The 25,585-nt window shown below is 50.5% G+C and carries 26 protein-coding genes and 1 tRNA gene; 5 read left to right on the top strand and 22 right to left on the bottom strand.

Features of this window, described 5'->3' with window-relative positions; genetic code table 11:
• Nucleotides 1-7: 7 nt before the first annotated feature.
• Genes AYJ59_RS04245 through AYJ59_RS04225 form a run of 5 tightly spaced genes read right to left on the bottom strand, consistent with a single transcriptional unit; the run spans nt 8 to nt 5,061 of the window.
• Nucleotides 8-1,009 carry a phosphotransferase enzyme family protein gene (locus tag AYJ59_RS04245; RefSeq protein WP_127119327.1) on the bottom strand — a complete coding sequence of 334 codons (1,002 nt, stop codon included), beginning with the start codon at nt 1,007-1,009 and terminating at the stop codon, nt 8-10.
• Between the two features lie 17 nt (nt 1,010-1,026).
• Complete coding sequence (locus AYJ59_RS04240) at nt 1,027-1,851, bottom strand: ABC transporter permease (protein WP_206197898.1); 825 nt, start codon at nt 1,849-1,851, stop codon at nt 1,027-1,029.
• Between the two features lie 9 nt (nt 1,852-1,860).
• Nucleotides 1,861-2,778: an ABC transporter permease gene (locus AYJ59_RS04235; protein WP_127119326.1), complete on the bottom strand. Its 918-nt coding sequence runs from the start codon at nt 2,776-2,778 to the stop codon at nt 1,861-1,863.
• A gap of 8 nt (nt 2,779-2,786) precedes the next feature.
• The gene (locus AYJ59_RS04230; protein ID WP_029938734.1) at nt 2,787-3,845 is read right to left on the bottom strand and encodes an ABC transporter ATP-binding protein; all 1,059 of its coding nucleotides are present in this window, start codon (nt 3,843-3,845) and stop codon (nt 2,787-2,789) included.
• Between the two features lie 58 nt (nt 3,846-3,903).
• Complete coding sequence (locus AYJ59_RS04225; RefSeq protein ID WP_051673416.1) at nt 3,904-5,061, bottom strand: ABC transporter substrate-binding protein; 1,158 nt, start codon at nt 5,059-5,061, stop codon at nt 3,904-3,906.
• A 263-nt stretch (nt 5,062-5,324) separates the two neighbouring features.
• Between AYJ59_RS04225 and AYJ59_RS04220 the strand changes: the two genes are divergently transcribed.
• On the top strand, nt 5,325-6,110 hold the full coding sequence (locus tag AYJ59_RS04220) for a DeoR/GlpR family DNA-binding transcription regulator (RefSeq protein ID WP_127119325.1): 786 nt from the start codon (nt 5,325-5,327) through the stop codon (nt 6,108-6,110).
• 69 nt (nt 6,111-6,179) lie between these two features.
• Here the strand turns inward: AYJ59_RS04220 and glnT are convergent, their stop codons facing one another.
• The 14 genes from glnT to rpsU all read right to left on the bottom strand — a co-directional run bounded on the left by glnT (nt 6,180) and on the right by rpsU (nt 19,865).
• Nucleotides 6,180-7,541: a type III glutamate--ammonia ligase gene (gene glnT / locus AYJ59_RS04215; RefSeq protein ID WP_029938737.1), complete on the bottom strand. Its 1,362-nt coding sequence runs from the start codon at nt 7,539-7,541 to the stop codon at nt 6,180-6,182.
• 12 nt (nt 7,542-7,553) lie between these two features.
• On the bottom strand, nt 7,554-8,321 hold the full coding sequence (locus AYJ59_RS04210) for a creatininase family protein (RefSeq protein ID WP_127119324.1): 768 nt from the start codon (nt 8,319-8,321) through the stop codon (nt 7,554-7,556).
• A 147-nt stretch (nt 8,322-8,468) separates the two neighbouring features.
• Entirely contained in the window at nt 8,469-9,446 is a 978-nt protein-coding gene (locus AYJ59_RS04205) for an ABC transporter substrate-binding protein (protein WP_127119323.1), read from the bottom strand.
• A 181-nt stretch (nt 9,447-9,627) separates the two neighbouring features.
• Nucleotides 9,628-10,488, bottom strand: a complete 861-nt coding sequence (locus tag AYJ59_RS04200; RefSeq protein ID WP_068649300.1) for a DMT family transporter — start codon at nt 10,486-10,488, stop codon at nt 9,628-9,630.
• Between the two features lie 97 nt (nt 10,489-10,585).
• Nucleotides 10,586-11,368: an N-acyl homoserine lactonase family protein gene (locus AYJ59_RS04195; RefSeq protein WP_127119322.1), complete on the bottom strand. Its 783-nt coding sequence runs from the start codon at nt 11,366-11,368 to the stop codon at nt 10,586-10,588.
• 18 nt (nt 11,369-11,386) lie between these two features.
• A complete protein-coding gene (locus tag AYJ59_RS04190) occupies nt 11,387-12,409 on the bottom strand; it encodes a fatty acid desaturase (RefSeq protein ID WP_127119321.1) in 1,023 nt (340 codons plus the stop codon).
• Nucleotides 12,410-12,666: 257 nt separating this feature from the next.
• A tRNA-Ile gene (locus tag AYJ59_RS04185) sits at nt 12,667-12,743 on the bottom strand.
• A gap of 188 nt (nt 12,744-12,931) precedes the next feature.
• Nucleotides 12,932-14,299 (bottom strand): diguanylate cyclase, encoded by a 1,368-nt coding sequence (locus AYJ59_RS04180; RefSeq protein WP_127119320.1) that lies wholly within the window; start codon nt 14,297-14,299, stop codon nt 12,932-12,934.
• Between the two features lie 15 nt (nt 14,300-14,314).
• Entirely contained in the window at nt 14,315-14,701 is a 387-nt protein-coding gene (locus AYJ59_RS04175; protein WP_127119319.1) for a transporter substrate-binding domain-containing protein, read from the bottom strand.
• A 75-nt stretch (nt 14,702-14,776) separates the two neighbouring features.
• A complete protein-coding gene (locus AYJ59_RS04170; RefSeq protein WP_127119318.1) occupies nt 14,777-15,136 on the bottom strand; it encodes a hypothetical protein in 360 nt (119 codons plus the stop codon).
• Nucleotides 15,137-15,377: 241 nt separating this feature from the next.
• Nucleotides 15,378-17,162, bottom strand: coding sequence for an RNA polymerase sigma factor RpoD (gene rpoD, locus AYJ59_RS04165; RefSeq protein WP_029938749.1), 1,785 nt, complete (start codon nt 17,160-17,162; stop codon nt 15,378-15,380).
• A 140-nt stretch (nt 17,163-17,302) separates the two neighbouring features.
• Nucleotides 17,303-19,042 (bottom strand): DNA primase, encoded by a 1,740-nt coding sequence (dnaG, locus tag AYJ59_RS04160; RefSeq protein WP_206197897.1) that lies wholly within the window; start codon nt 19,040-19,042, stop codon nt 17,303-17,305.
• Nucleotides 19,043-19,176: 134 nt separating this feature from the next.
• Nucleotides 19,177-19,626, bottom strand: a complete 450-nt coding sequence (locus AYJ59_RS04155; protein ID WP_127119317.1) for a GatB/YqeY domain-containing protein — start codon at nt 19,624-19,626, stop codon at nt 19,177-19,179.
• Nucleotides 19,627-19,649: 23 nt separating this feature from the next.
• The gene (gene rpsU / locus AYJ59_RS04150; protein ID WP_011371230.1) at nt 19,650-19,865 is read right to left on the bottom strand and encodes a 30S ribosomal protein S21; all 216 of its coding nucleotides are present in this window, start codon (nt 19,863-19,865) and stop codon (nt 19,650-19,652) included.
• A 229-nt stretch (nt 19,866-20,094) separates the two neighbouring features.
• Here rpsU and tsaD point away from each other — a divergent pair, with 229 nt between their 5' ends.
• Entirely contained in the window at nt 20,095-21,162 is a 1,068-nt protein-coding gene (tsaD, locus tag AYJ59_RS04145) for a tRNA (adenosine(37)-N6)-threonylcarbamoyltransferase complex transferase subunit TsaD (RefSeq protein WP_127119316.1), read from the top strand.
• 39 nt (nt 21,163-21,201) lie between these two features.
• Here the strand turns inward: tsaD and plsY are convergent, their stop codons facing one another.
• Nucleotides 21,202-21,801 (bottom strand): glycerol-3-phosphate 1-O-acyltransferase PlsY, encoded by a 600-nt coding sequence (plsY, locus tag AYJ59_RS04140; protein ID WP_127120369.1) that lies wholly within the window; start codon nt 21,799-21,801, stop codon nt 21,202-21,204.
• A 182-nt stretch (nt 21,802-21,983) separates the two neighbouring features.
• Here plsY and folB point away from each other — a divergent pair, with 182 nt between their 5' ends.
• A complete protein-coding gene (gene folB, locus AYJ59_RS04135; protein WP_127119315.1) occupies nt 21,984-22,343 on the top strand; it encodes a dihydroneopterin aldolase in 360 nt (119 codons plus the stop codon).
• Between the two features lie 59 nt (nt 22,344-22,402).
• On the opposite strand, the gene AYJ59_RS04130 is transcribed toward folB, so the two are convergent.
• Together AYJ59_RS04130 and AYJ59_RS04125 are read right to left on the bottom strand one after the other, a co-directional pair.
• Entirely contained in the window at nt 22,403-22,864 is a 462-nt protein-coding gene (locus tag AYJ59_RS04130) for a FliG C-terminal domain-containing protein (RefSeq protein WP_127119314.1), read from the bottom strand.
• A gap of 8 nt (nt 22,865-22,872) precedes the next feature.
• A complete protein-coding gene (locus tag AYJ59_RS04125) occupies nt 22,873-23,337 on the bottom strand; it encodes a FliG C-terminal domain-containing protein (protein WP_127119313.1) in 465 nt (154 codons plus the stop codon).
• 182 nt (nt 23,338-23,519) lie between these two features.
• On the opposite strand from AYJ59_RS04125, the gene AYJ59_RS04120 reads away from it, so the two are divergent.
• Nucleotides 23,520-24,704, top strand: coding sequence for a class I SAM-dependent methyltransferase (locus AYJ59_RS04120; RefSeq protein ID WP_127119312.1), 1,185 nt, complete (start codon nt 23,520-23,522; stop codon nt 24,702-24,704).
• A gap of 42 nt (nt 24,705-24,746) precedes the next feature.
• Nucleotides 24,747-25,556, top strand: a complete 810-nt coding sequence (locus AYJ59_RS04115; RefSeq protein ID WP_206197896.1) for an undecaprenyl-diphosphate phosphatase — start codon at nt 24,747-24,749, stop codon at nt 25,554-25,556.
• Nucleotides 25,557-25,585: the final 29 nt, after the last annotated feature.

The raw sequence follows: 25,585 nt of genomic DNA, 5'->3' as shown, positions 1-25,585 counted from the left end.
CACTGCGTTATGATTGAAATTGTGTCAGGTAGGCGTTACCCAACTCCACCGTACCCTGTGCGAATGAATCGCCTAACTCCTGAGCCAAATCCGCCGTCGGGTGCGAGCCCAGCCAGGCGAATAACGTTAAACGCCGCATCATGATGAAGGTCGGAATTTCCCGTTCCTCTTCTTCGGAAAGCGATGCGCTACGTCGATAGCCTTCCACCCACGCGTCAATCACCTTATCCAACCCAGGGTTGGTTTCGATAAAGCTGACCGCAGATGCCAAGTCATATAAAAACCAGCCCAACCCGCAATCGTCAAAATCGATGACTCGGGTGTCGTCACCGCAAATCAGCAGATTCGCCAAGCGAATATCGGAGTGAATCAAGCCGAAACGTTGCGGCGATTGCCCGAAGGCCGCCAGCCGCTGTTTAATCAAATCGGAGACCGCTTCCAGTGTTCCGACATCTTCCGGCTTCAGGCCTGGCCCTTTTCGCCAGTCGCCCCAATTGGGCGTGTCGCCGATGCAACCATCGTAATCCCACACCAAACGGTCAAAATAACTCGGCAACGTCCAGCCGCGTGCGTGGTTGTGCATTTTTCCGGTGACTTCGCCCAACTTTTTGAAGGGTTCGATCAGGTCCGATTCATCCGGTTCGTCGCCGTCGATAAAATGAAATAACGTCACATAACGCACTTCGTCCAAAGCCGCCGACACCACTTCCTGAATCGCGGAACCGTCACGACCGTCGATGGACTGTGGCGTTTGGATACCGGCGTCTTCCTGCAAGGCTTTCATCCAATCCAACTCGGTCTGAATCCCATCGCGGGAATGGTAGTCGGTGCGGTGTACCCGCAAAATCAACGGATCACGATCCGGTAAATCGACACGGTAAGTGGCGTTTTCCGACAAACTCAACAGCTTCAAACCGGTCGGTTCGGGCAGCGCCCACTTTTGCAACGCTTTTTCCGCAACGCCTTGCAGATAGGCCAGTTGCGCGTCATAACTCATTTGTTCAAACATAGATCCTTACGGCTACCTCACGTCTTTGCTCGTTGTTTTTTCTTTTTAAAATGCATGCCCAGCCAATAACTGCCGAACAGAATGATTGCTGCCATCAACACGGTCAGCGATCCCAATGCCGGAACCTGCGGGGTATAACCGGCCACCATTTTGGCGTAGAGCCATTCCGGCGCGGTTTGATCGGCCCCGGTGGTGTAGGTGGACAGCGGGAAATTCCCCCAGGACAATAAGAAAGCGAACAAGGCACCGGAAAAAATGCCCGGCCACAGAATCGGCAAAGTTATTTCCTTGAAGACCTGCACACGGGATGCGCCCAGGTCATAAGCCGCTTCCTCCACCGACGGGTCGAAACCGTAGACCTGAATGGCGATGACCAGTGTGACGATCGGCACAATCCACACCAGGTGCGCGAAAATCGCGGTGTGCCAGGTCGGCGTAATGCCTAATGAGGACGTCCACAACAGAATCGCCAAGCCCAACACCGCCTGCGGAAAGAAAATCGGCAACAGAATCATTTTTTGGTAGATGCTGCGCCCTTTCCAGTCATAACGCGCAAACGCCAGGGCGCCAAAAATGGCCATCACCACCGAAATCACGGTGACCACGGCGGCGATACTCAAAGAAGTGAAAACATACTCCCGAATCGACAAAGAATTGAAGACCGATTCATACCATTTGGTCGACCAAATATTCACCGGGAACATGAAAAACTTGATCTTCGAGAAAGATGCCAACACCACGGCCAGCATCGGCATATACAGGAACAAAATGACAATCACCGTCCACCAGCGCATCAGCTTCTGGTTGGCGGAGGTGAATCGACTTTGATACATGGCTGACATACGATTTCCTTATTTCTTACGACCGAACAAACGGTCTAAATCCAGTTTCGACAACAGAGTCAGAACCAAAGCCCCGATCAACAAAATCAACAGGGTCGCCAATGCGGATCCTAACGGCCAGTTCTGCGCATAGGTAAACGCGGTTTCGATATCGTGCGAAATCATGATGATGGATTGGCCGCCCAAGATTTTGGCTTCGGAAATCGACCCCATCACCAACACGAAGGTCAAGAGGGAACCGATAAGAATGCCCGGCATCGCCAGCGGCAATTCAATTTCCTTGAACACCTGCCAGCGGTTGGCGCCCATGTCAAAACTGGCCTCGCGACAGGATTCCGGAATCATGGAAATGCCCAACACCATCGGGAACAACATGAACGGCAGATAGGTGTACAACAGGCCCAGCAGAATCACCGGCACGTTGTACAGCAAACTCGGCAAATCCACGCCGAACATGGCGTTCAGGGAGCCGTCCAGCACCCCGTGATTCACCAGCATCAGCACCCAGCCGAACAGACGCACGTTTTCCGATACGAATAACGGCAACACCAAAATCAGCGTCAAAATCATCGAGCGCTTAAAGCTTTTCGCCAAACCATAGGCGACCGGCCAGCTGATCAGAATCAACAACACCGTGGTCACCAACGCCAGAATCAGCGACCAACCGAACGACAGGTAATAACTGCTGCTGAAAATATCGGCGTAGTTTTCCAGCGTCGGCAGATGGTCCAGTCCGAATTCTTTCGACGGCATGAAACTGTAGATGCCGACCAACAGTAAAGGCCCGATGAAGCCGGCGAAAAACAGAATCATCACCGGCAGCGACAACAAGAACCCGGTCTGCTTCAACCAGTCTTTCAGCCAGGCCTGGCGAAAACGCTTAGGCGTTTCGGCGCTGCTTTCTTCTTTTACGGATGTCGTTTTCATAACACACCTTATTCTTTCAACAGGATGGCGCTGTCGGTGGACCAGCCCACCTTAACCTCATCCCCTTCGGATACATCAACACCGGCACCGAGCATTTCCACCAGCAGCGTCTTGCCGTTGACCATCACTTGGTATTGGGTGCGTGAGCCCAGCGAATACTGGTTCACCAACGTGCCTTCCAGTTCGTTTTCCGCCGTGTCTTCCGGCGACAGCAAACGCATGTCTTCCGGACGCACAATCAGAATGCCCGAAGAATTGTCGTAAGCCGGATTCGGCGAACGGTAGGTCGCCAACATTTTCGAGTCGGCCAGTTCGTCGCCGCGCACATCCACTTCAAATTGATTGACCTCACCCATGAACTGCGCCACAAAGCCATTCACCGGGCTGTTGTAGATTTCTTCGGGCGTGCCCACTTGAATCAGTCGACCGCGGCGCATAATGCCGATGCGGTCACTCATCACCATCGCCTCTTCCAATGAGTGGGTGATGTAAATAAAGGTTTTGCCGGTCTTACGTTGAATGTCTTTCAGCTCTTTTTCCAGCGTCTTACGCAGACGGTAATCCAGTGCCGACAAAGGTTCGTCGAAGAACAAAATCTCCGGGTCGAATGCCAGGGCACGCGCCAAAGCGACACGTTGTCTTTCCCCACCCGAACATTCGGTAATCATCTTGTCGTAATAACTTTCCGACAGGTGCAATTGCTCGAGCAACTCGATGGCTCGTGCCTTGCGGTAATTCTTGAGTTCGCCCTTGATTTTCATCGGGAACTCGATGTTTTCACCGACCGTTTTATGTGGAAACAGCGCCAGAGACTGGAACACCATGCAGGTCGGCCGTTTATTGGCCGGCACGTCGTTGATGACCTTGCCTCGCAGCGAAATTTCGCCATTTGTCGGTTTGTCCATGCCGACCAACATACGAATCATGGTGGTTTTCCCACTGCCCGACGGCCCGACGATGGTAAAAAATTCACCGTCTTTCACATCGAGATTGATTCGGTCGACCGCCACAAAATCGTTAAAGAATTTGTCGACGTCTTTTAACTTCAGAACCGTTTCTTGATCCATAGTCCATCTCTCTTTCAAGCCGGGCACGTTAGACGTGCCCGCCAGTTTCAATTACGATTTATCCTTTCGCTTCACGACGCGCGGCCGTGTACAGCTCCAACATTTCGGCGTAATCCGGGTTCACGTCGTAATCGGCGCAATGCTCCAACTCCCATTCCAGGCTGTCGAACTGAATCGCATCCAATTCTTTCTTGGTGAAAGCGTTCATGACTTCCGGAATCCCCATTTGGGTAACCGGGTTATGAGACCCTTCCGCAAACGCTACGTTCTTGGACACATCCGGTCTTTGCACGTACTCCAGGAAATCTTCCGCTTTGGTGGACAGGTTCGGGTTATTCACGATGGACGTCACTTCCACCCAGACAATCCCACCCTTGCCATCAATCGGCCCTTCTTTCGGCGTAATGCCTCGAACATTTGAGAAACCGTCGTAACGCGCCACGGAGCACGAATAGGTTCCGCCGGTAAAGTAAGCGTCGATTTCGCCGGTAATCAAGGCCTGGTTCATCGCCAAATGGTCATCCGACGCCAGCTTGGCGTTTTTGAAGATGTAAGTCGCCACTTCCTTGAACTTCTGCATTTCTTCCTTGGTGTGTTTTCTGAACGGCGAGAAGCCGGCCGTGATACACATGTGGTAGATGTTCCAGTTCGCCCAGGTCAGAATCCCGTAACGCCCTTTCATCTTAGGATCCATAAACAGGTTGAACCCTTGGTCTTCCGCCATCGGGCGCGAAATCACATCGGTGTTCACTACAAAAGACAAAGGCCCGAAACGTTGCGTCATCCCCAACAGCTCTTTGTTGTCCAGACTCATGGCCCACTTGTAAGGCCACTTGAACTCGTCCATCATCTTGTCGAAATAGGGTTTAAACCGTTCCTGATCCAGTGGTTTGATCAACCCTTCCGGATAGAGAAGTTCCCGTGCCCAAGGGTTGTTCAGGTTAATCAAATCCCATACCTTGGTTTCGCCGGCGCGCAGTTTATTCACGGCATCCGGGTCGGAAATGACGTTTTCCGCCGACACTTTGGTGTCGAACTCACGACGAAACGGGTCTAGAACATTGTCCGAGTTGTAACCTTCCCACACCAAAATATTCAATTCGTTGGTACGAGCGGCATTCGCCACCCCTGGAAACAACCCTGGAATTGCCGCCGTCGCCGACATTGCCGCTGCAGCTTTCAGAAAATCACGTCTTCCAAAATTAGAACTTGCCATTGCAAACCTCCTATGAGACATCAATAAAATTGGTAAAAACCACAAAAACTTGGTTTTGAGCAAAAAAGCAAACATGCACCCAAATAAAAAATAATTCATTTAAATCAACATATTAATATTTTTCATCTCAATATGAACCATATTAATGCCACATTTTATGCCCGCTTTTGCACCAAAATTTACATAAAAATGTTGTAATCACCACAAAATATTCCACCTAAATACGGTAAGATAAGCACAAATCAATTGTTACGGACTTCGACATGCAACCCATCGCTCCCGCTCGTTTAAACAAAAACCAACGGCACGAACGCATCTTGCATCTGCTGCAAATCAAGCCGGTGGTGCTGATTTCCGAATTGGCGCAGGAATTCAATGTCTCCATCGAAACCATTCGACGCGACATTGATGCTTTAGCCGAACAATCGCTGTTGCAGCGTACCCACGGCGGTGCCGCGAATATGTCGACCGCCAAGGAAGGCGTACTGAATCAACGCAAGAATATTTTTCCGGAAGAGCGTATGCGCATCGCCAAGGAAGCGGAAAAGCAAGTGAGCGACGGGCAAGTGTTAATGTTCGATTCCAGCGTGACCTGCACCTTTCTGGCGAATCGCCTCGCCATCACCAAAAAGGAACTGACGGTCATCACCAACAGCTTTTCCATCGCCATCGCGCTGTCGGAAAACCCGACCCATCAAATCATCATGCTGCCCGGCCAATACCGTGCATCGGAAGGCAGTTGCTATGGCGCCGCGACGGTTTCCGCCGTCCAGCAATTCAATGCCGATCATTGTTTTTCGAGCTGCGGCTCGATTACATTGGAAGGCATTACCGAGTACGACCAAGACGTGGCCGCGTTAAAACGGGAAATGATTAAACGCTCACGCCAAACATCGATACTGGCGGACCATTCAAAATTCGGATTGGGGAAATTGGAACGAGTTTGCGGGTTTGAAGACGTGGATTTATTGATCACCGACCAACCGATGCCGGAAGCGGTCACCAAAGCGCTGAATCAGAACGACGTCAGCTGGACCGTGGTCAAATAACCAAAACGCCCAGGCCTGGCGATTTCCCGCCTTGGCCCGAGCTGAACAGAATGAATCGAATACAGCCAATCAGAACAAGTGGCTGTAACGCTTGATTTCCCATTCGGAAATCGTGCGGTGGTACTCCTCCCATTCTTCGGTTTTGTATTTAATGAACTCGTTGCGCAGTTCGGAACCCAGCACTTCCTCGACAAACGGATCTGCCGCAAAGGCTTCCACCGCTTCCGCCAGGTTTTGCGGCAAGAACTCAATGCCTCTTTCCAAACGCTCGGCTTCCGACAACTCATACAGATTGTCTTCCTGCGGCATACCAGGATCCAATTTCTCACGCACCCCTTGCAAACCGGCCGCCAACACCAACGTCGCCGCCAGATACGGATTCACCGAGCCGTCGGCATTACGCGACTCGAAACGCCCGCCGCCCATCGGCACTCGCACCGAATTGGTTCGGTTATTGGAACCGAAGGAATTGAACACCGGCGCCCAGGAGAAGGTTGCCATCGCTCCTTGGCGAATCAAGCGCTTGTAACTGTTGACCGTCGGCGAGAAAACCGCACACAAAGCCGGACCGTGCTTCAAAACACCGGCGATGAAGTGATAACCGATTTCGGTCAAGCCCAAACCGCGCGGATCGTCTTTCGGATCACAGGCAAAGACATTTTCGCCGGTATCCTTATCGAACAGCGACATATTGAAATGCGCCCCGTTACCGGTTTTATTTGCAAACGGCTTCGGCATAAAGGTCGCCAGCAAGCCTTCTTCCTGCGCATAGTGTTTCGCCATGTAACGGAAGAAAATAAAACGGTCACACATGGTCAGCGCATCACTGAATTTGAAATCGAATTCATACTGACCGTTGGCGTCTTCATGATCGAGCGAGTACAAATCCCAGCCCAAATCGTTGATGGTGGTCGCCATCTTATCCAGCCAGCTGAAGCGGTTCATAAAGCTGCGCACGTCGTAACACGGCTTGATAAGCTTATCGTCCTTATCCGGTACGGACAAGGAGCCGTCTTCTTCCTCTTTCAGCACGAACAACTCGCACTCGATGCCGAGGTTAAACCCAAAGCCCATTTCTTCGGCTTCCGCCAAGACTTTCTTCAAAGCAACACGCGTGTTGATTTCATAAGGCTCGCCGTGCAAGGTATTGTCGGCCGCCATCCAAGCCACCTCCGGTTGCCAAGGCAGTTGAATCAAACTGTCCAGATCCGGCACCGAAGCGATTTCATCGTCGTTCGGCATCTGCCCCAAACCATCCAGCGCGTACCCCGTGTACAATTCCGACCCTTCCACCATATGGTGCAAATGATCGATTGGCACGAATTTGCCTTTCGGTATCCCGTGAATGTCCACGTAAGCGCCCAAACAATATTTGATGCCCATGTCCTTTAAGCGGCGTTGCATGGCATCCACATCAATTTTCGAATTCATTTGTTTATCCTTTTATCCCTTTGTTTGATCAAAATAGCCGTGAGGCAAAGGCGCCTCTTCTTGTAAACCTTTCATCACCAGAGCGCTGAGGTCATCCACCATCCAATCGAACAGCTCCCGGCCTTTTTCAACCGAAGCGTCGCTCGGTTTTCCGGTCACGCCATTCAAACTGGTGCGATTCACCGGATGGGAAAACACGCAGTCTTCCGTCCGATCCGGGTCATCACTGGTTGCTAACTTATCGTCCCGCACCAGGTTCGGCGCCAACGCCATCATCAATGACGTTTCCGCCTCATTAGCGTGCCAATCCTCGGCATCGTCGAAATGCCGCGCCTTGACGCGTTCACTGACGGTGGACGAATTAATCAGCGCCACCATAAAGCCGTCGTGTTCGGCACGCAGCATTTCCAACGCGCAGCGTAACGGTGCGAAATTGGACACATGACTGTTGAGAATGAACAGGCGCTTGAACCCGGAAGCCGCCACCCAATCGCCGATTTCCTTAACCACATCAATCAAGGTTTTCGGCTGCAAGGCAATGGTGCCCGGCCAGCGATGCGAGTGCCCGATGGAACAGCCGTAAGGCAAAGTCGGCAGCACCGCAACCTGGGTTTTGGCCGAGACCTGCTCACTCAAGTGGCGGGCAATTTCCGAATCCATGCCACACCCTAGGTGCGGGCCATGCTGCTCGGTCGCACCGACCGGCAGCAATGCGGCATCCATACCCTGTTCGACCAACTCGCCGATTTCTTCCCACGTCAGGTCATGCCATAACTTCATGGTTTTCTCCTTCAACTCGGTTTTCAAGTCAGCCGCAGCCCTTACCCCATATCAGGTACGTTGCGAATAACAGAAAACAGAGAGGTGTTAAAAGACAAGGCCACTGGAACCAGTGGCCTTTTGAGTCCGCTTCAGCCGTTCAGCCGATTACAGACCCGTTGTGATGGAAGGGTCAATATAAGCGTTCACGTCTTGTGGCGTATCGTAAACTTTGTTGGCGACGTTGAAGTCATCAGACAATTGCGTCGAACCATACAGAGAACTGAAACCATCCCCTTTTTGGAAGTGTTTCTTCGCTTCTTCCAAGGTCAGGATTTTGGTGCCGTCCACAAACCCTTTGTACTCGTCCGGAGACAGACCGACACGAGAAGACATGATTTCGATGGCTTCGTCATAGTGCTTCGGATCCTTGATGAAGTCCACAACGCGATACCAGACTTTGGCCACTTTTACCCAATCGTCGCGATTCGCCGACAAACTGCTTGGCGAGACACACAACATATCGTAAATCAAACCTGGCTCATCCTTACTGGTATAGATGGCTTTCGAACCCGGTACCAAGTTCAATGCCGAACCGGAGCTTGGTTGCCAAGCGACAATCGCATCCACTTGACCGGACGCCAAGACTTGTGGGGTTTCATTGGTCGGCACATTCACCAACTCCACATCACCTTCGCTCATGCCATTGGCTTTCAAAGCGTTCAGCAACAACAGGTGGCTCACGAAACCGACTTCCACGCCGACTTTCTTGCCTTTCAAATCCTTAACGGATTCAATGCCCGGCGCACCGATCACCATATCGTTACCGTTACTGTAGTCGTTCATTAAGAACATGACGCTGCGCGCACCGGTCGCACCGGTTACCAACGCATCACCGTTGGTCATGCCAACCGCGTCCAACTGTCCGGCCGCGAAGGCATCCATTGACGCCACATAGTCAAACCATTCGAATTTGACGTCCACGCCTTCTTCTTTAAACCAATCTTTTTCGATTGCGACCTGCCAAGCCACCCATCCTGGCCAGTCACTGTATCCAATCTTCAACGGCTCGGCACTGACCGACATCGCTTGAACGGAAAGCAACAGCCCCGCAAGACCACCTAATAGCTTTTTATATGAGAACATGATTACACCACCTTAGTTATTACAATTTAAGAGAAAGGTAATAATTTATAAACACAGGTCGAACCAAAAAACTTTTTGTCTTTATTTTTCAACAATATAACAAAAATAACGTGATTTTAACCAACCCTAAGATCGGTTAAATCGCATTACTTTGGGTCAAATATTTTTCATATGGTGCAATTCAGTGCCCGTTTGCACGACGTGCTTCCAGGAACGCGGCCACCACAATTAACAAGCCGCCGACCATTTCCGTCGGACTCATGGTTTCATTCAACAGAATACTGGCCGACAAGACCGCCGTCACCAGCTCCATAATAATGATGATTGAAGAACGTCCGGCTTCCATGTGCGTCACCGCCCATTGCGTTCCGAGGTTGGCCATCATCATCCAAACCGCGCCGAACAAGAACAAAATTCCCCAGGCCTGAAGGCTGACATCCGGCAAGGTCGGCAAGGACATCACCTGAATGACCCCGCTGGCCATCAACACCGAACCGCCGAACATAAAGGCCAACTTCAGCGACACATCCACCTTCGGCGACACTCGGAAAGCAATGTTATTCATGGCAAACAAAAAACCGGACAACAGCGCCAGCGCATCAATCCAGGACGGCGGCGATTCCAGGGCTTTCCAACCGCCCACCACCAAGAAGGCGCCGGACACCGCCAGCCCCAATCCCAACCAACGCACCCGGTCGATGGCTTCCCCCAAAAACAGACGGCCGCCAATCACACCCCAAACCGGCAAGAGATAAAACAGCACCATGACCCGAATCACTTCGCCGTAAATCATCGCGGTATTGAACGCCAACTGCGCCCCGCCGCCCAGCACACCGATGGCCAGCAAGATTTTCCAGGACGGGCGAATTTCCGAACGTTTGCGCCAAATCCACGGCAAAATCACCACCAACATAATGGTGTACAAAAACAAGGTCAGCGGAATCCCGTCAAACCCCATTTCATGCAAATACTTCAACGGCAACCAAGCCAGGCCCCATAACACCGAGGAAAAAAACAGCACCACCGTGGCGACAAGTTCCATAACCTAAAATCCTTAAAAATCCATCATCCAAAAAAAAGACAGCGTGACGCTGCCGGGTAAGTTACTAACGTAAAGCGGGCCTGACGGCTCCGCCTTTCTATTCGAAAAAGTTCGGGAATCGATTATGGCGCTGGAAAAATGCCCAATCATGATTCGGCCAAAGCGCCGCCTGCTGTTTTTCACTGAGGTATTTCAATTTACGGATACTCTCGATCGCCAATTGCTCGTTATCCTGCCAGCACAAACCGGGCGCGACTTCGTCTTCGATATTCTCCGTCAAGTCCGCCGCATCGCCTGCCAACAAAATCGGCGGACCTTTCGGCAACTCCACCAGCATCGACATATGCCCCGCAGTATGGCCCGGAGTTTCAATCGCGCTGACTCCGTCGGTTAACTCGTACTCGCCGGTTTGCAACTTCCAATTCAAGGGCAACTCGAAATCGGACGCAAAATAAGCATCGTCCGCCGGCTCTTTCGCCGCCGCCATTTCCTGAGCGTGGACATGCACTTCGGCATGGCAGAATTCGCATAAGCCGCCGGCATGGTCGAAATGCAAATGACTGCAAAACACCAAATCCACATCTTCGGTTTTCAACCCCAGTTCCTGCAAACGATTCGGCAAACGTTCTTCCTCATCCATTTCCGGTGGCCCGAATGGAAAACCGTCGTGCTCGTAATAATGGGCACGCTGCTCTTTTTGCTGAATTTTTTGATAATCACAGCCCACATCAAACAGAATGCGACCGTTTTTGGTTTCAATCAAATAGGCCAAAATCGGCGCCTGAATGATTTCACCCTGTCCGCGCCCACGCGTGGACAAGGTTTTTTCATAGGTATGACGGCCGGTGAGAATTGGCCAAAATTTGGTTACTTGGGTCATATTCGCTCCAATCTCGTTTTAATGCGCGGTCAGGAAAGACACGCCATCCACACCGATAAAGCTCTCGCCTTCATCCTGCTTCACCGGCAAATTGACAGGGTCGGCGTTTAAAATGCGCGGCACACGATAACGGTGGAAACTTTTCATGAGGTGGCGGAACGTCAGCACTTGACGATCATCATCGCCATAGGATTCCTGGTGCAATTTCGGCAATCGATACCAGGGCTGCAACATGCTGTCATGATGGACATTGTGGTAACAGAAATTCAGCACCAGCAAGTTCACCCAAGGATACTTTTCCGACAGCAGATTGGAATAGGTATTGTCGTGCTCGAACTGAGCGTCGCGCAGACGCGCTTCCGGCCCGCGCTTTTGATCCAGAGTTTCATACACCTCATAAGTATGCTGATGCACATCCATAAAGCGCATCACCGTCAAGAACATCAAATACGCAATCGGATACAGCCACAACACATCGATCGACACCGAAGCCAGCGCCCAGAAAAACGCCACGCGAACGACCAAAAAGAACACCACGCGCGCCCGTCTGGAACGACGGCTTTCTTTAATGAACGGCAAGACGATGACCAGAAAATGCATCCAGACTTCCAACGCCGGAATGTAAAACCATTCCAGAGTTTTCAACAGTTTCAAAAATCGTGGATGCTTTTCCAACAACGGACGAAAGTCGAACGACACCACATCCGCCCGGTCGATATGATGGCGGTTATGTTTATTACGAATATCGTCGAAATGCGAATAACTGGTGCCGGTAATCCACAACAGAATTTCTGCAAACCACTGGTTATGCTCCTTTTTCCGGAACAAACTCAAATGCGCCGTTTCATGAATCAAGTAGGCCGCAATCACCATCGAATGCGCCAGCGCCAAAACCCCCACCGCATTCAGCCAGCCCGAATCGGACAGCATAAAATACAACCCGAATCCATAGGTCAATAACACATACCCAAATGCCAACGCATTCGGCAAGGCTGCATCGTCATGCCGGAACAAACCGGTTGCCTTATTTGTTTTCACCATCTTCGCCTCACTTAATCCACTGATTTCCCAAAACCGCCAGGCCTGGTGATTATTCAGTCGATTCACACATTATTATGAAAGTTAAATTTAGTAATAATAAAATTATGTGCAAATCTGCAAGCATTTTGCATGCCATAGAATTAAGCGATTGATTTTGAAAGGTTAAGTTAAAAAGTACAGATGAGTACCATTCTAAAACGCACTAAACTGGTGCTAGACAAACACACTCATGAAACAAAAAAGACCATGAATGAAAATGGTGCCTCCTCTGTGACTTGAACACAGGACCTACCGATTATGAGTCGGGTGCTCTAACCAACTGAGCTAAGGAGGCAGATTGACGTGCAATTTTTGAAATCCTGATTGATACAGGATGACAGATACAGCGATTGAAAAGGACGATATTATAAAGAAAATAACAGGGTTTTCATCATGTTTTTTGGCGAGCACCCAAATCGCTCTCATAAAACGCACTCAAAAACAGGGCGCTAATCCTATTTCGCAAGGACGCCTTATCAAGGTTTATGGCATCGAATCATGGTCGATTTCAGAATACGCGGTGACCTGATTGCGCCCTTTATCTTTTGAGACATACAGCGCTTTATCCGCTTGAGCAAGTAGTCCATCGATATTGGCGCTTTCCCGGTTACTTTCAACCACCCCTAGACTGACGGTAAATTGAATAAACTGCTGATTATGTTCTAACTCGATTTGACTGATTTGCTGGCGAAGAGTTTGCGCTATAGCCAATGCTTCCGTTTCAGCGGTATTAGGCAACAGCACCGCAAATTCTTCCCCGCCTAACCGACCCAACAAATCGGCCGGACGTAGATGGTTTTGAAGCGTGTTGGCAAACGCTTGCAATGCTTTGTCCCCCAAAGCGTGGCCATAGGTGTCGTTGAGTTTTTTAAAATAATCGATATCCAACATAATCAAACTCAACGGCATTTTTTGCTGATACGCTTGATCCAACATCCGTTGCCCAAAATCAAAAAACGCACGGCGGTTGCTGAGCTGTGTTAGCGGATCGCTGTACGCCAGTTTTTCCGCGCTTTCTTTGGCCTGTTCTAAATCGAGCGTACGAGCCTTGACCTTTTCATCCAGCTCTTGGTTCAGCTTTAACAACTCGTGTTGATGACCGTTCAATCGCCGGATCATTTGATTGTAACTGTCTTTTAAAATAAGCAGTTCATTTTTATCCGTCCACGGAATTTCCAAGTCAATGGACTGCGGGGATTGAGTGTTTTGCTGCTGAATCTTCAGGGTGAATTCCTGCAGCGGGCGCCCTAAATATTTTCTGATGAAGAAATAAATAATGAACCAAAGCGCGAAGGTTTTGATTAAGGAGTTAATCAGAATCAGAAAGAAGCCGTATTTGACCCGTTCGAATACCAGATGGTCATTGGAATAAAGTGTCACCTTTCCTAAGGGAATATCTTCGTCAAACGCCGGGCCTTGATAATGAATGGGGAATTGGTAATCGAAAAGCGATTTGGCGCCCAGGCCGAAAAGCTGCTGCTCAGTGGGGTTGCCCATCGAGTCAAAGTAGGTGACTTCGTTTTGTTCATTGAATACGGTGCCGATCTGCAAGTCCATCTTGTGGTCGAGCGATTCGATTTTAACCCCCACCACGATGGGAAGGTTGTACATGCCTTGTAAAATGGAGCGCAACAGTTCTTGATTGTACGTCCAAACCGAATCGGAAATGCCCTTACCAAAGGTGGCCGGTAAGGTTTGGATTTCTTCATAAAACTCTTTTTTGGTGTTTTCGTATTCTTTGTAAAGCTGAATCACCGTCACCAATACCGCCACCAAAAAATAAAACCCGAAGATGACGGTCAACAGGTGGAGCGCAATGGATTGGCGATAACGATTCAGTAAGCCACGCATTTAAGTCATCATTCTTTATTGTGCTTGCCAATCTTGAATGCCGTAACGCTCCAGCAATTCTTGTAAACGACCGCTTTTTCGCATTTTCAGGGTTTCTTCCGAGAGAATTTTGGCGTATTCCTCGGACTTAGGGTTTTTCGGCGAGAAACTGCTGTAAACATCAATCACCGCGCTGGTGGTGCCGGACACTTTCACTTGGTCCGATTTGCCCATTTGTTTGGCCTTATATTCCAAGACGATTTTATCTTCAATGATGGCGGTCAAACGGCCATTGATGAGCATTTCAATCAATCTTTCCAGAGGCTTTTCGCCGGTAATGGCCAGAACATTTTCCGGATTTTGATTAATGTAGTCCATCACCGTCGGATCCACATAATCGTACCCTTTGATGATGCCGATCATTTTCGCTTGCTTGAGCGAGTCGGTTCCGGTATAACGCCAGGACGCGTCTTTCTGACTGAAAAAGGTGCTGTTGCTTTAGCCCCTAATACACATCCCTAACGGAAAATCGGGAAACACGAAATCCGGCGCTTCTTCTCGGAAGCAGGCCATGGTGCCGTCCAGCTTGCCTTCTCTAATCAGTTGCAAACCTCGGTAATAAGAAACCTCGACAAACTCCACCTCATGCCCTCTCGCTTTCAGTGCCTCCTCCATCAAATCGCCCAAATAACCGACCTTGCCTTGGTTTTGACTGGGAATGCAGTCGTAAGGGCACCATTCATCGGTCGCGATGCGAAGGGTATCCGAAAACGCATAAGTGGGGAGAATGACCATAAGACAGGTCAATATCAAGCCGAAGCTCAGAGAGGTTTGGGGTTGCTTGGCTTGCGCACGCATGGTGATACTCCAAATAAAAGTAAGGTTTTTCCATTATAGGGTTTCCACCCGAATACTTCCATAAGAGTTATTTCGAATGAAATGCGTGATTCATTGACCGAATAAAATGGCGTTAGAGGCGAGAACAGGTCAGAAATGAAAACGTTGGAAAGAAATGAAAAAACCACCAGGCCTGGTGGTTTTTCAGAGGCCCATTACGAACGAGCCCATAATGTTTGCCGTGTTTTAGGCGGTTTGGAAATCAGTCCAAAAAGCTTTTTAAACGCTCGGCACGGCTTGGGTGGCGCAGTTTGCGCAAGGCTTTGGCTTCGATTTGACGGATACGCTCACGCGTTACGTCAAACTGTTTACCAACCTCTTCCAACGTGTGGTCGGTGTTCATGCCCAAGCCGAAACGCATACGCAACACTTTAGCTTCGCGCGGCGTCAAGGTGCTGAGCATTTCACGAACGGTTTCGCCCATGCCTTCCAAATCGGCGGAATCCTGCGGAGACAGGATATTGGAATCTTCGATAAAGTCGCCCAATGAGGAATCTTCATCGTCGCCGACCGGGGTTTCCATGGAAATCGGTTCTTTGGCGATTTTCATCACTTTGCGAACCTTGTCTTCCGGCATTTCCATTTCTTCGGCCAGTTCTTCCGGCGTCGGTTCACGACCCATTTTTTGCAACAACTGACGCTGGATTCGGTTCAGCTTGTTGATGGTTTCAATCATGTGCACCGGAATACGGATGGTACGCGCCTGGTCGGCAATCGAACGGGTGATGGCCTGACGAATCCACCAAGTCGCGTAAGTGGAGAACTTGTAACCACGACGATATTCGAACTTTTCCACCGCTTTCATCAAGCCGATGTTGCCTTCCTGAATCAAGTCCAGGAATTGCAGACCACGGTTGGTGTATTTTTTGGCGATGGAAATAACCAGACGCAGGTTGGCCTCAATCATTTCACGCTTGGCGACACGTGCCTGACTCTCGGCCTTGCTCAAATCCTTGTAGATGGTTTTGAATTCGTTGATCGGCATTTTTTCCGATTTTTCAATCATCGCCAAACGCTTTTGCGCCCGCTTCACTTCGGAACGCACCGCTTCCAACGCATCAGCTTTATCCGAATGCGCTTCTTTCAAACGATCAATCAATTCGTAATCGGTTTCGGAACCGACGAACAGTTTCAAGAAGCTAGGACGCGGCACACCGGCTTGACGCATCGCCGCGTTTACGATGTTACGCTCCTGCTCGCGAATGCCGGCGATTTTCATTTTGATGGTCTTGATCGTACGGTTGACGAACACCGGCGACAATTTGACCGTCGCCAACAATTCAACGACTTTCGCACGCTGCTTGACCGACTTCGGATCGGAATAGCCTTTTTCGGCCTCCATCTTTAACGTTTCGGTATTCAGCTTGTCGAGATTTTTCAAGAACTCGTCCAGCTCTTCCTGATTGATACCGTCTTCTTTCGGTTCACCGGAATCGTTATCCGGCGACAATTCTTCAATCGGAATATCCACCAGGTCTGACGGACGCACAAACCCTTGAATCAAGTCGGCGGTTTTCCCTTCCCCTTCGTCGATGCGAGAGAAAGAGTTCAACAAATCGGTCGCAACCACCGGGTATTTCGCCATGGCTTCCAGCATGTCGCGGATGCCGTATTCGATACGCTTGGCAATCTCAACCTCGCCCTGACGCGTCAACAGTTCGACCGACCCCATTTCGCGCATGTACATACGCACCGGATCGGTGGTACGACCGAATTCGGCATCGACTTCCGCCAGTGCCAAAATCGCGGCCTCAGCGGCGGCATCGTCGAAGGTTTCACCTTCTTTGGTCAAAAGTTCGTCGGAGTCCGGCGCGGATTCGAACAATTGAATCCCGAAATCCCTTAGAATCGTTAATACTTGTCCAAGCTGATCTTCCTCGATGTCATCCGGCAGAACATCGTTCACGTCGGAAAACGTCAAGTAACCCAGATCCTTGGCTCTTTCAATCAAGTCGATTAACTGCTGCTTTCTTTCTACTCTTGTCATCTTTGCCTCAATTTTAGATTCTAAGGAAGGAACCGAACCCTCCAAAAAATAGAACAGAATATTATACTAGATTTTCAATAAGATTTTGAATTTTCATCAAAATCAAACCTGGAAACAGACTGAATTAAACCGCGCGAATCTCAATCGTTTTTGCCCATTAACTTTTCCGTCAGGGCCTTTCTGTCGCGCTCTTTCTGCAGCTCGGTTCCAATTCTCAGCACGATGGCTTTAAATTCATTTTCGATAAACGTATCGTCGTTTTGTATTTCAATGCCGTGAACCTGCTTCAACACCCGTTCACGCGGGGCTTCACCCAACCAGGCCGTGACGGCTTCCGGCACATAATTATTGGCCTGCAATACCTGTACCAATTGTGCCAAAAAGCGGTATTCGGCATTATCGGAGCGCTTCAAATCCGCAATCAAAGCCTCGGAAAACACGCCGCCCCACGAAGGCCGAGCCAACAGCAAGCGAATCAATTTCAACACCACGCTGGTCGCTTTTAAACTCACCGGTTTTTCGGATCGTTTCGCTGACGTCTTCGCCGTCGACGAGACCCGAATGCCCATTACCTGCCCCAGACGCCACACCGGCATTTCCACGTAATCCGACAGAATCTTGGTTAACAAATCCGGCATCGCATCCGGCGCGGATGTTATGTAAGGTTTGGCCAGGGCAATTAATTGCTGCTGCCCTTCTGCACTCGTCAATGGCAATCCCAGGCGCCCAATTAACCCCTTAAACAAAAAGTCGGACAGGGTCATGGATTGCTTGACCCGTGCGTTGAAGCCATCCACGCCTTCTTTGCGAACAGTGGAATCCGGGTCTTCGCCCTGGTCCAAAAACAAAAACCGCACCGAACGAGTGCCGACCATATTGGGCAAGGCCAGTTCCAAGGCTTTCCAGGCCGCTTTTTTGCCAGCCTCATCCCCGTCGAAACAGAACACCACTTCGTTCACTTGACGGAACAGAATATCTAAATGCTCCGCCGTAATCGCGGTGCCCAAGGTGGCGACGGCATTACGAATGCCAAACTGCGCCAACGCCACCACATCCATATAGCCTTCCACAACGAGAATATGGTCGGGGTTTTCGCGCGACTGGCGCATTTCGTACAGACCATAAAGCGTGTATGTCTTATGAAATATGGGCGTTTCTGGCGAATTCAAGTACTTGGGTTGATCTTCCGGGGTGAGAACGCGCCCGCCGAACGCCACAACCCGCCCCCGACCGTCCCGAATCGGGAACATAATGCGATGGCGAAAACGATCGTAGGTCTTACCATCGTCTTTTTGCACCAACATGCCGGTTTCCACCAACTGCTTTTTCAATGTATTGTCGGCTTTGAGGCCTGACACCAAACTATCCCATCCAGGTGGCGCAAACCCAATGACGAAGGTTTTGGCGATATCGGACGTCAGACCACGTTGTTTGAGGTACTGCTTGGCTTCTTCGGAAGCCGGGTGGCTTTTGAGTTGCTGGCGGTAGAATTTAGTGACCGAATGCATGACATCGTATAAATCACGCGTCGCCTGTTGCTGTTTGGCTTCTTTCGGTGAAAGCTTTTCGCGCGGCACTTCCATACCGTTCATGGCCGCCAGAGTCTCCACGGCTTCGACAAACGTCAAACCGTCATATTCCGTCAGGAACTTGATGGCATCCCCGCTGGCGCCACAACCAAAACAGTGGTAAAACTGCTTCTGCGGATTGACATTAAAAGACGGCGTTTTTTCGTCGTGGAACGGACAACAGGCTTTATAGGTGCTACCGGCCTTTTTCAATGGCACGCGCTGATTGATGACTTGCACAATATCGGCGCGCGCCAGCAAATCTTCGATAAAAGAACGTGGGATACTGCCCTTAGGCGATTTTCCAGCCACTTAACGTCGCTCCTTCATTTGATCTGAACACAGCTTATCCACAGAAAAATACACACCCCTTAAACGCAAAAAACCCGCCAGTGCTCACACCTGCGGGTTTATACGATTGTAACCAATTTTTGAACTAAAAGCGCTTAGCCGAGCTTCGACTTAATCAACTTGCTCACTTCGGCCATATCGGCGCGGCCTTGCATTTTCGGCTTTAACAGCCCCATGACTTTGCCCATGTCCTGCATGGAGCTGGCAGACACTTCCGCAATCGCTTCATCAATCATTTGAGCGATTTCCGCTTCCGTCAAAGCTTGTGGCAAGAAGTCCTGGATGATCGTCATCTCAAAGGCTTCCTGTTCAGCCAACTCCGGTCGATCCGCATCCAAATATTGTTGGTGCGAATCCCGTCTTTGCTTCAACATTTTATCCAAAATCGGCAATACTTCGGCATCGTCTTCAAGTGTGGTTTGTTTATCCACTTCAACTTGTTTGATGGCCGCCAGCATGGAACGGATTACCGCCAGGCGCTCTTTTTCCTTCGCCTTCATGGCTTCCTTCATCGAGGAAGTCAGTGTCGCTTTTAATTCTGACATCAATTCAATCCTGAAACCGATGCTTAGTACATACGAGTCGTACGACGGTTTTCACGCGACAAACGCTTAGCCAGACGCTTAACAGCCGCGGCTTTCATGCGCTTTCTAGCCCAAGTAGGCTTTTCATAAAACTCACGCTTACGAGACTCGGTCAATACACCGGCTTTTTCGCAAGCACGTTTGAAACGACGTAGGGCTACGTCAAATGGTTCGGTATCTCTTACTTTTACGCTTGGCATAATCTACTCTTTACTTTTAAATTCGTTTAACGATTTTCAATAGGAAAACCAGGAAAACGCGAATTATAAAATTAACCTTCTAATTTTGCAAACAAAACTTCGGACATTTCCGGTGTTTTTGTTAAAATTCCGAGTCTTTCAAACAACAAAAGCGCTGCCGGAATGGAATTGATGGAATATCCCCCAACGGCCACCGCTTAATAAAACCAATTCACAACCACCATTGATTATGCAAACAACCGACACCAACACGCCGTCCTTGACACTGGGCATTGAGACTTCTTGCGACGAAACGGGCATTGCCCTCTACCATTCCGAAAAAGGCTTGTTGGCACATTCCCTGTACAGCCAGGTCAAATTACATGCCGAATACGGCGGTGTGGTGCCGGAACTGGCCTCGCGCGACCATGTTCGTAAAATCCTTCCGCTGGTACGTGAAACATTGGACAAAGCCCAGATCCAACCGTCAGACATCACCGGCATTGCTTACACACGCGGCCCCGGGTTAATGGGCGCACTACTCTCCGGCGCAGCGGTCGCGCGCAGTCTGGCCTTTGCCTGGCAGCTTCCCGCCGTTGGCGTCCACCATATGGAAGGCCATTTGCTCGCCCCCATGCTGGAAGACACCCAGCCCGAATTCCCGTTTATTTGTTTATTGGTCTCCGGCGGCCACAGCATGATTATCCGCGTGGACGGCATTGGTCGTTACCGCTTACTGGGCGACACCCTTGACGACGCCGCCGGTGAAGCCTTCGACAAAACCGCCAAAATGCTCGGGCTGGGCTATCCGGGCGGCCCGGAAGTCTCGAAACGCGCCTTGCAGGGTGCTTCGGACCGCTACAAATTCCCACGTCCGATGGTGGACCGTCCCGGCCTGGACATGAGCTTCAGTGGTTTAAAAACCTACACATTGAACACTTGGTTAAAAGCAAAAAACGAAAACGATGCCACCGAACAAACGCAAGCCGACATTTGCCGAGCCTTCGAAATGGCGGTGGCCGACACTTTGCGCATTAAATGCAAACGCGCTTTGGAACAGGAAGGCTTGAACCGTTTGGTGGTGTCGGGCGGCGTCAGCGCCAACCGTGAAATTCGCGAACAACTCAGCGCTCTGATGGACAAACGCCACGGCGAAGTCTTTTTCCCACGTTTAGAATTCTGCACCGACAACGGGGCCATGATCGCTTACGCTGGGTCAAAACGTTTGGCGGCCGGTCAAGCGGACGATTTAAACTTTGCCTGCCAACCGCGCTGGGACCTGGAATCCCTCGCGCCCATCGACAACGTAGCCGACTGAACCAAACACCAACTTAAAGCCCCCATCAAACGCCCAAACTTAATCCGGTTTGGGCGTTTTTTTAATCAAATCTTCTTCGCCTTTCAGCAGGCGCTGGATATTACTGCGGTGGCGCCAGAACAGAATCAACGTCATCAAGGTCGTCAACCCGACCCAACTCATTTCGCCATCCGACAGAAAATAAATATACAAAGGCGCCAAAGCCGTGGCGACCAACGCCGACAAGGAGGAAATTTTCAACACCTTGGCCACGAACAGCCAAGTCCCCGCCACGGCAATGCCGATTGGAAAGGACAAACCGAACATCACCCCCAACATGGTGGCGACCCCTTTGCCACCACGAAAGCCGAAAAACACCGGATACAAATGCCCGAGAAAACTCGCGACACCGATCAAAATCACCAAAAGCGGAGACCAACCGGCATAATTTGCCAACGCGACGGGCACAAAACCTTTCAGAATATCCCCCAACAAGGTCACCGCCGCCGGCTTAGAGCCGTACAACCGCTTAACATTGGTCGCCCCCGGGTTCCCGGAACCGTCCTGACGGGGGTCGCCCAAGCCCATCAGCCGACAAACGATTATCGCCGAAGAAATCGATCCCAGACCGTAAGCCGCCAAAATCGCCAACCATTGCATTGTTGTAAAATCCACTCTAAAGAATCCTTTTAATATTTGTCTTGATCTCGGTTAATCGAGACATTCGTCCATGATTTGGAAGCGCTATTTTAACGAAATATGCGATAATTTCGAATAGAATTCATGGTTCTCCCCGGCAAGACGAACCAAATGATTGACCAGAACGGCATAAGAAGGGATTTATGACACAGGACACTATCTTCGTACAAGGCTTAAAAACCCAAGCCATCATCGGAGTGTACGATTGGGAAAAACAATTCAGGCAACCTCTGATTTTCGACTTGGCACTCAGCACCGATTTGCGTGCGGCGGCGAATTCCGACCGACTGGCGGACACCGTTAATTACAAAGCCATTAGCGATGAAATCATCGAACTGGTCGCCGCCAGCCGTTTTGAATTGATTGAATCTCTGGCAGAAGCCATCTGCCAACACCTTTTTGAACACCATGCCGGCGTGTCGGCCATTGAACTGACATTGCACAAACCCAATGCCGTTATCGAAGCTGACTCAGTGGGGCTGAAAATCCGACGTCAACGCTGAAGCCTAACCCAAAAAACGCCCAGGCCTGGGCGTTTTTCACAATCACACCCAACCGGTTATCAACCTTGTCCCATCAACGCTTTCTGCTCTTGAGCGGCTTGGCGAATTTTCGGCACCGCCTGCTCCATATACAAGGACGCCTGATGCACGGTAATTTTGTTTAAGTCGTGATAATCCTGCTGGAATTGCTGACCATTCTGGCGCGATAAATTGCGAATCACTTTATGAAACAAGCGCTCGCCATCGGCCAGGCGCACCATGGTCACCAGTTGTTCAGGCGTCACTTCCGTCGCCAACTTCTGTAATACGCGGTCATCCATCGACACCAACTTGCTTGCCAACGCACGATAAGCGTTCAATTTTTTATTCAAACCCTCCATGTCGTCGGAGGCTTGGCCGCCAAGACGTTCATCGACCAGTTTGTGCAACAATTCCAGTGACTCCAACGGCAATTCAAAAAACACTGGTCCCATTTCCAGTATGTATTGACCGTCGTGATCTCGTTTGGCGGTAATATCCATGCGTCTTCCTAAATGTACTGCGTATTTTTATCAAAAAACTCAATTTTGCCCAGACATTCCAATTCAAACATCTTTTCGACCACCCGTTTGATGGCGGCTTTGGCTTCGTCATTATTGGGCGGTACCGGGTTGGCCATATCCGCTTTCAATTGTTTGGCGAGAATGCCGCCGACATTCCGCAGCACCGCCTCGTTCAATTCCTCGTCCTGAGCGATCACCATCAATTTCAATAAATCCTGGTTATCGACACCTCGCACCAGCAACTGCACACCGGCATCGTCCAACTCTCGGATACGGCACCCCAGTTTAATATAACTTGTCAGGGTCGAGTGGGTTTGGCCATGCTCCAACGCCACCAAGTGCTCCAAGGTGATGTTCAGCAATTCCACCGAAAAACGGTCAAGCCGAATCGACGCATAACCGATATGCACCAACCACTCGTTTTCATGGACTTTTTTAATCCCTAACTTCATGTCTGCTCAAGCCTCATGCACTATAAATTCTGACTGAATAATGACTAAGCAAAAAGACGGCCAAATCCCAATCCAATCTCAACGGATACTATACTATAATAGGGCAGTTCGATTAATCCCCAGTGAGATTCTGCGGAATTTAATTGACTTGCCCTGTAAATTTAAATATCGAATGGCCTCGCATGAAACCGAATCACCAGCTTCCAACCCCGCCCCCCGAAAACCAAGAACGCAGCGACGCCCTGGCCCAGAAAATCCGCCAAACGCTCAAACGCCACGGTTCTTTATCGTTCGCCCACTTCATGCAGATGGCGCTCTATACACCCGGCCTGGGCTATTATTCCAGCGGTTTACCTAAAATCGGCGCGCAAGGCGACTTCATCACCGCGCCGGAAATTTCACCGATTTTTTCGCGCTGTCTGGCTCGCCAAGCCGCACAGGTTCTGGCATCATTGGAACAACCCAACGTCATCGAATTCGGCGCCGGAAAAGGCACCATGGCCAAGGATATCCTGCTGGAATTGGACGCTTTGCAACAACCGGTTGAACACTACTTTATCGTCGAACTCAGTGCCGATTTGCGCGCCCGGCAAGAAGCCACCCTGAAAACCTTGCCGGAAGCCCTGTTCGAAAAAGTCGTCTGGCTGGATCAGCTACCCAAAAAGCCCATGGAAGGCGTTGTCATCGCCAACGAAGTGCTGGATGCCATGCCGGTTGAAAAATTACGTTTAGAGGCCGAACAAAGCCTGCGCGGCTACGTCGCCTACAACGAAAGCAAACAACGCTTCGAATGGGAGTATCATCCGGTAACGGACCCGACCTTGCAAAAGGCCGCCAACGGCATTCTCAACCAGATCGGCCACCCACCGTCACAAGGCTATGAAACTGAAATCAACCTCAACATTCAACCTTGGCTGCAATCCATTTCCGACTTTCTGAGCCACGGCGCTTTACTGCTGGTGGATTACGGCTACACGCGACGCGAGTACTACCAGCCGGCCCGCCGCATGGGTACCTTACGATGCCATTATCAGCACCGCGCCCACAGCGACCCTTTCTTTTACCCAGGCCTGCAAGACATCACCGCCCACGTCGATTTCACCGCCGTGGCGGAATCCGCTTTCGGCGCCGGTTTCAAGGTAGCCGGCTTCACCACCCAAGCGCATTTTTTAATGGGCAGCGGCTTACTGGAAATGTCGGGCGACCCGGAAATGGACATTACCGAATCGTTGAAAATCGCCCAGCAAATCAAAACCCTGACCCTGCCGGATGAAATGGGCGAAAGCTTCAAAGTCATCGCCCTCACCAAAGGGTGCGACCTGTCGTTGATGGGCTTTAAGCTCCGCGATTTAAGACACCAACTCTAAACCGACAAAGCCCCAAACAAACCATTCATACAAGGACGCGGCATGGAACAAACACTGGACTGGATTCAAATCACTTTTCTCGCCATCATTCAGGGCCTGACCGAGTTTCTGCCGATTTCCAGCTCCGGGCATTTGATCCTCATCCCCCAGCTTTTCGGCTGGCAAGACCAGGGCTTGGCATTCGACGTCGCGGTTCACATCGGTACCTTGTCCGCCGTGTTACTGTATTTCCGACAGGACGTCTGGCTCATGACCCGCGACTGGAGCACCTCGTTAGTCACCCGTCAACCCACCAGCAACAGTCGCCTAGCCTGGTGGGTGATTTTCGCCACCTTACCGGCCGTCATTTTCGGATTCATCGTCAACAACGGTTTGGAAGAAGCGCTACGCGACCCGCTGATTATCGCCGCAACCACCATCGGGTTCGGCGCTCTGCTCTGGTGGTCGGACGTCAAAGGTAAACGCATTCGCGACGAACGCAGCTTAAGTTTCAAAGACATCCTCATCATCGGGTTTGCACAGGCTTTGGCGCTGATTCCCGGCACCTCGCGCTCCGGCATCACCATCACCGCCGCGCTGATGGTCGGGTTGACACGTGAAGCGGCGGCCCGCTTCTCTTTCCTATTGTCCATTCCGATTATCCTCGGCGCCGGTCTGTTAAAACTAAAAGACCTTCTCGACAGCGCCCACCCGGTGCAATGGGATGCCATGATCGGCGGCGTCATTCTGTCCGGCCTGACGGCTTACGCCGTGATTGCACTCTTTCTGAAATGGATTAATTCCATCGGCATGGCGCCTTTTGCTTGGTATCGCTTTATTCTCGGCGCAATACTCATCGCCCTGTTTATTTAAAAGGTACCCAGCGTATAATGAACAACATG

The organism is Thiomicrospira sp. S5 (assembly GCF_003991075.1).
GTDB classification, from domain to species: Bacteria; Pseudomonadota; Gammaproteobacteria; order Thiomicrospirales; family Thiomicrospiraceae; genus Hydrogenovibrio; species Hydrogenovibrio thermophilus.
This window is presented reverse-complemented; position numbering and strand designations above follow the sequence as displayed.

What these genes read in the sequence shown, in the direction of transcription:
- AYJ59_RS04245 (WP_127119327.1), bottom strand. Translation starts at nt 1,009, where the DNA reads ATGTTTGAACAAATGAGTTATGACGCGCAACTGGCCTATCTGCAAGGC.
- AYJ59_RS04240 (WP_206197898.1), bottom strand. Translation starts at nt 1,851, where the DNA reads ATGTCAGCCATGTATCAAAGTCGATTCACCTCCGCCAACCAGAAGCTG.
- AYJ59_RS04235 (WP_127119326.1), bottom strand. Translation starts at nt 2,778, where the DNA reads ATGAAAACGACATCCGTAAAAGAAGAAAGCAGCGCCGAAACGCCTAAG.
- AYJ59_RS04230 (WP_029938734.1), bottom strand. Translation starts at nt 3,845, where the DNA reads ATGGATCAAGAAACGGTTCTGAAGTTAAAAGACGTCGACAAATTCTTT.
- AYJ59_RS04225 (WP_051673416.1), bottom strand. Translation starts at nt 5,061, where the DNA reads ATGGCAAGTTCTAATTTTGGAAGACGTGATTTTCTGAAAGCTGCAGCG.
- AYJ59_RS04220 (WP_127119325.1), top strand. Translation starts at nt 5,325, where the DNA reads ATGCAACCCATCGCTCCCGCTCGTTTAAACAAAAACCAACGGCACGAA.
- glnT (WP_029938737.1), bottom strand. Translation starts at nt 7,541, where the DNA reads ATGAATTCGAAAATTGATGTGGATGCCATGCAACGCCGCTTAAAGGAC.
- AYJ59_RS04210 (WP_127119324.1), bottom strand. Translation starts at nt 8,321, where the DNA reads ATGAAGTTATGGCATGACCTGACGTGGGAAGAAATCGGCGAGTTGGTC.
- AYJ59_RS04205 (WP_127119323.1), bottom strand. Translation starts at nt 9,446, where the DNA reads ATGTTCTCATATAAAAAGCTATTAGGTGGTCTTGCGGGGCTGTTGCTT.
- AYJ59_RS04200 (WP_068649300.1), bottom strand. Translation starts at nt 10,488, where the DNA reads ATGGAACTTGTCGCCACGGTGGTGCTGTTTTTTTCCTCGGTGTTATGG.
- AYJ59_RS04195 (WP_127119322.1), bottom strand. Translation starts at nt 11,368, where the DNA reads ATGACCCAAGTAACCAAATTTTGGCCAATTCTCACCGGCCGTCATACC.
- AYJ59_RS04190 (WP_127119321.1), bottom strand. Translation starts at nt 12,409, where the DNA reads ATGGTGAAAACAAATAAGGCAACCGGTTTGTTCCGGCATGACGATGCA.
- AYJ59_RS04180 (WP_127119320.1), bottom strand. Translation starts at nt 14,299, where the DNA reads ATGCGTGGCTTACTGAATCGTTATCGCCAATCCATTGCGCTCCACCTG.
- AYJ59_RS04175 (WP_127119319.1), bottom strand. Translation starts at nt 14,701, where the DNA reads ATGATCGGCATCATCAAAGGGTACGATTATGTGGATCCGACGGTGATG.
- AYJ59_RS04170 (WP_127119318.1), bottom strand. Translation starts at nt 15,136, where the DNA reads ATGCGTGCGCAAGCCAAGCAACCCCAAACCTCTCTGAGCTTCGGCTTG.
- rpoD (WP_029938749.1), bottom strand. Translation starts at nt 17,162, where the DNA reads ATGACAAGAGTAGAAAGAAAGCAGCAGTTAATCGACTTGATTGAAAGA.
- AYJ59_RS04155 (WP_127119317.1), bottom strand. Translation starts at nt 19,626, where the DNA reads ATGTCAGAATTAAAAGCGACACTGACTTCCTCGATGAAGGAAGCCATG.
- rpsU (WP_011371230.1), bottom strand. Translation starts at nt 19,865, where the DNA reads ATGCCAAGCGTAAAAGTAAGAGATACCGAACCATTTGACGTAGCCCTA.
- tsaD (WP_127119316.1), top strand. Translation starts at nt 20,095, where the DNA reads ATGCAAACAACCGACACCAACACGCCGTCCTTGACACTGGGCATTGAG.
- plsY (WP_127120369.1), bottom strand. Translation starts at nt 21,801, where the DNA reads ATGCAATGGTTGGCGATTTTGGCGGCTTACGGTCTGGGATCGATTTCT.
- folB (WP_127119315.1), top strand. Translation starts at nt 21,984, where the DNA reads ATGACACAGGACACTATCTTCGTACAAGGCTTAAAAACCCAAGCCATC.
- AYJ59_RS04130 (WP_127119314.1), bottom strand. Translation starts at nt 22,864, where the DNA reads ATGGATATTACCGCCAAACGAGATCACGACGGTCAATACATACTGGAA.
- AYJ59_RS04125 (WP_127119313.1), bottom strand. Translation starts at nt 23,337, where the DNA reads ATGAAGTTAGGGATTAAAAAAGTCCATGAAAACGAGTGGTTGGTGCAT.
- AYJ59_RS04120 (WP_127119312.1), top strand. Translation starts at nt 23,520, where the DNA reads ATGAAACCGAATCACCAGCTTCCAACCCCGCCCCCCGAAAACCAAGAA.
- AYJ59_RS04115 (WP_206197896.1), top strand. Translation starts at nt 24,747, where the DNA reads ATGGAACAAACACTGGACTGGATTCAAATCACTTTTCTCGCCATCATT.